The following is a 3,903-nucleotide window of genomic DNA, read 5'->3' on the forward strand; positions in this document are numbered from 1 at the left end:
AAACGCCGAGACGGCGGGCCGGGCCTGACGCCCTGTCGCGGCGGCGGGGCAATCCTTGGAAGCCGCCGCGCAGGATCAGTCGTTAGCTGCGCTTCTCGGTGGTCGCCGGCTTGGTCAGATCCGGCTGCGCCTTGTGCGACTTCTTGGCCGACAGATGCTTGTGGTGATGGCGATGCGTGCGCACCGTCTTGTGCTCGTCCGACGGCACGGCCGCGTTGGCGTTCATCGCCTTCGACTTGGCATCCACCTTGACGTCGCCAGGCTTGACGTCGACAGCCTTGGCGTCGGCCTTGACGCCAGCCTCGGGTTTCGCGGCGGTGGTCGAGGCCTTGGTCTGGCTCTGGTCCGCCTTGATCACCGGGGCGGTCGTGGTGGTCTTGCCGGTCTCGGCGGCGAAGGCCGGGGCTGCGATCACGGAGGCTGCGAGCAAGGCTGCGGAAATGGTCTTCAGCATGGTGGTCTCCTCTTGGAAGGATCTCCAGGCGGCGCCCTCTCGCCTACCCTTGGATCGTAGGTCGGAGCCTAGCGGCGAGGCGCTGAACCCAGTCTGAAGCCGATTGCAGGCTTCCGTTCATCTCGATGACAAGTTTGTCATCTGCAGCCGAGCGGCCAAGGTCTTGCGAAGCGGGAATGTTTTTGCCGGACGGGTGTTCCGGTCTTTGGGCAATCGTGTAGGATCGCCACGTTCCATACGGGAGAATTTAGATGCGCAAACTCTCAATGCTTGTCGTGCCGGGACTGGTCGCCATGTCGCTGGCGGCCGCACCGGTACTGTCCAGCGCCTATGCCGCCGGCAGTGACGAGCCCTCGTCGCCTCCGAAGTCGGACTCCTCGACCAAGAAGGGCAAGAAGAAGAGCTCGTCCGTCAGCGATCCCAAATTCCTCGCCGCCTATCGCACCGCTTACACTGCGATCTACGACAACCACGATTACAGCGGAGCGATCGGCCAGTTGAAGTCGCTGAAGCGCGACGACGTCGCCGACGTCGCCAATCTGATCGGCTACTCCTATCGCAAGCTCGGCGACTATCAGTCGTCGAAGGTCTATTACGAGCTGGCACTGAAGGACGATCCCAACCACGTCCGCACCTGGCAGTATTACGGCCTCTGGCAGCTCGAGCAGGGCAACCGCGAACAGGCGCAGTATCATCTGAACAAGATCGCCTCGCTCGCCGGCACCGACAGCTCCGAGTATCGCTCGCTTGCCGCGGCGCTCGACAAGCCGACCGGCGCGACGCTGGTCTACTGAAGACATCGCATCTTCGCATGAAACGAACGGGCACAACCTTGCGGTTGTGCCCGTTCCGCTTTCTCGGCTAGCCTCTCGCACCAACCTCCCCCTCGCAAATTGGTGTGCAATGGACAATTGGCTGCGATCCGCGATCGACTACATCGGCTCCTGGATCGAATTCCAGCTGACGACAATCCAGCAGCCCGGCGTCATCGTCGCCTTTGCCCATCGCGGCGAAATCGTCGCCGAGCATGCGTTCGGCCTTGCCAATCTCGACATCGGCGAGAAGCTCACCCCGCGCCACCGCTTCCGGATCGCCTCGCATTCCAAGAGCTTCACTTCGGCCGGCATCATGAAGCTGCGCGAGCAGCGCAAGCTCCGGCTCGACGACACGATCGGCCAACATGTCGGCGGCCTGCATCCGCGCGTCGGCGAGACGACGATCGCGCAGGTGCTGTCGCACAGCGCGGGGCTGACGCGCGACGGCGCCGATTCCGGCCAGTTCATCGATCGCCGTCCCTATCTCGACACGAAGGAGTTGCTCGCGGAATTGAAGCTGCCGGCCGCGATCGAGGCCGGTACCCGTTTCAAATATTCCAATCATGGCTTTGGCCTGATCGGCCTCCTCATCGAGGCCGTGACGAAGGAGCCCTATTCCGTCTGGATCAAGCGCGAGATCATCGAGCCCGCGGGCCTGCGCGAGACCGAGCCGGACTCACCGCTTCCCAAGGGCGCGCCGTTCGCGCGAGGCCACACGCGAAAGCTACCGTTAGGCGAGCGCTGCGTGATCCCCGGTGACAATCAAGCGCACGCGATGGCGTCGGCCGCAGGCTTCGTTGCGACCGCCGGCGACACCGCCCGCTTCTTCGCGCAGCTCGCACCCAATGCCAAAAGGAGCGTGCTGTCGGTCGCAAGCCGCCGCGAGATGACGCGGCACCATTGGCGCATCCCGCAGAGCTTGGAGGCCCACTACGGCTTGGGCGTTAACGCCGGCAAGACCGACGGCTGGGACTGGTTCGGCCATAGCGGCGGTTTCCAGGGCTACATCTCGCGGACCTGCTCCATCCCCGCTTGCGAGCTCACGATCAGCATCCTCAGCAACTCCATCGACGGCGCGGCGCCGTTCTGGATGGATGGCGCGATGCAGATCCTGCGCGTGTTCCAGACGCGCGGCGCGCCGGACAGGCGCGTGCGCGACTGGACTGGGCGCTGGTGGACGATCTGGGGCGCGACCGACCTCGTCCCCGCCGGCAACCGCGTGCTGGTCGCCAATCCGCAATTCGTCAATCCGTTCATGGATGCCGCCGAGATCGAGGTCACCGGCCGCGACACCGGCAAGCTCGCCTGGGCTGCCGGCTATTCCAGCCATGGCGAGCCGGTGCGACGGGTCCGCGACAAGCGCGGCAGGATCAGCGACATCTGGATCGCGGGCGCCAATGTGAAGCCGGAAAAAGTCGTGGCGCGCGAGATCGCACGCCGGTATCCGCCGCGCAAGCGGCGGCCTACTCCCGAATGAGCGCCTCGACCTCGCTGCGAAACGCCTGCCGCGAGCCGCCCTGCGAATAGAACATGTGCCCGCCGGGATAGACGACGAACTTCACGCGCTGCGTCGCGAAGGCCGGCATCTGATCGAGCGCCCGCTTCGTTCCGAAATAGGGCGTGGCAAGGTCGAACAGGCCGTGCGCGACCAGCACGTTCAGCTTCGCATCGGTAGCGAGGATCTGGCGCAGCTCGGACACCGATTGCGGCGGGTTGATGCCGCGGCCGAAATCCCAGTGACCTTCCACAGTGCCGTTCAGGACCTCGTAGGAGCCGTCCGGCCGCCAGTTCAGCTTGCGTGAGAGCACGTCGACCGCAGCGCTCGTCAGCGGCGCCTGCAGCGCATCGCCTGAGGGGTCGCCGAACCGCGAGCTGCTCGAATCCGGATAGGGATCGAAGCCGCGCACGGAGGCATCGTAGCGGCCCGTCACCTTGCCGTTCTTGCGGTCGAACTCGCGGCGGAATTCACCGACGTCGAAGCGGCCGGCGAGCCTGCGGCTCACCGCCTGGTCGATGCCGGTGAGCTCGGCGACCTTGTCGGCAAGACGATTGGTGGCCTCCTTGTCAGCCTCGCCCTTGACGAGGTCGGCCAGGAATTCGCCGCGCGCGTAAGCCTCGACATCGGCGAGATCGGCGCGCTTGACCGGCCCTTTGACTTCGCGCGCCACCGCCACATAGCTCGGCAGCGTCGCGACATATTGCAGGAGGCTGGTGCCGGTGAACTCGCGGAAATCGAGCAGCGGCGACACCAGGATCAAGCCCCTGACGCCGACACCGTGCTGGAGCTGCAACTGGTGCACCACCTTCGGCCCTCGAATGCCGCCATAGCTCTCGCCCGCGACGTATTTCGGCGAGGTCAGCCGGTCGTGCTTCTCGAGCCAGCGGCGGATCACGAGCGCGATCGCGTTGACGTCGCCGTCGACGGAGTAGAACGACTTGCGCGCATCGTCCCCGCTCGCAACGAAGCGACTGTAGCCGGTGCTGACGGGATCGATGAAGACGAGATCGGTGAAGTCGAGCCAGGTCTCCGCGTTCGGCTTCACCTCGGGCGAGGCCGACGGCGACAGCGCATCGCCATCGAGCGGCAGCCGCCACGGACCGGCCGCGCCGAACTGGAGCCACGCCGAGGACGCG

The 3,903-nt window shown here is 65.4% G+C and carries 4 protein-coding genes; 2 read left to right on the forward strand and 2 right to left on the reverse strand.

Annotation, left to right across the window (positions count from 1 at the left end; translation table 11 throughout):
• Window positions 1–82: 82 nt before the first annotated feature.
• On the reverse strand, window positions 83–454 hold the full coding sequence (locus tag MOV75_RS29895) for a hypothetical protein (protein WP_246931222.1): 372 nt from the start codon (window positions 452–454) through the stop codon (window positions 83–85).
• A 251-nt stretch (window positions 455–705) separates the two neighbouring features.
• Here MOV75_RS29895 and MOV75_RS29900 point away from each other — a divergent pair, with 251 nt between their 5' ends.
• Together MOV75_RS29900 and MOV75_RS29905 are read left to right on the forward strand one after the other, a co-directional pair.
• Entirely contained in the window at window positions 706–1,248 is a 543-nt protein-coding gene (locus MOV75_RS29900; RefSeq protein ID WP_246931221.1) for a tetratricopeptide repeat protein, read from the forward strand.
• 109 nt (window positions 1,249–1,357) lie between these two features.
• On the forward strand, window positions 1,358–2,746 hold the full coding sequence (locus tag MOV75_RS29905; RefSeq protein ID WP_246931220.1) for a serine hydrolase: 1,389 nt from the start codon (window positions 1,358–1,360) through the stop codon (window positions 2,744–2,746).
• Here MOV75_RS29905 and MOV75_RS29910 read toward each other — a convergent pair.
• On the reverse strand, window positions 2,733–3,903 hold a 1,171-nt coding region (locus MOV75_RS29910), incomplete at its 5' end, for a S10 family peptidase (RefSeq protein WP_247007118.1). The two genes, MOV75_RS29905 and MOV75_RS29910, sit on opposite strands and share 14 nt — an antisense overlap.

The sequence above is a fragment of the Bradyrhizobium sp. PRIMUS42 genome, from assembly GCF_023006515.1.
Classification (GTDB): domain Bacteria; phylum Pseudomonadota; class Alphaproteobacteria; order Rhizobiales; family Xanthobacteraceae; genus Bradyrhizobium.

What these genes read in the sequence shown, in the direction of transcription:
- MOV75_RS29900 (WP_246931221.1), top strand. Translation starts at nt 706, where the DNA reads ATGCGCAAACTCTCAATGCTTGTCGTGCCGGGACTGGTCGCCATGTCG.
- MOV75_RS29905 (WP_246931220.1), top strand. Translation starts at nt 1,358, where the DNA reads ATGGACAATTGGCTGCGATCCGCGATCGACTACATCGGCTCCTGGATC.
- MOV75_RS29895 (WP_246931222.1), bottom strand. Translation starts at nt 454, where the DNA reads ATGCTGAAGACCATTTCCGCAGCCTTGCTCGCAGCCTCCGTGATCGCA.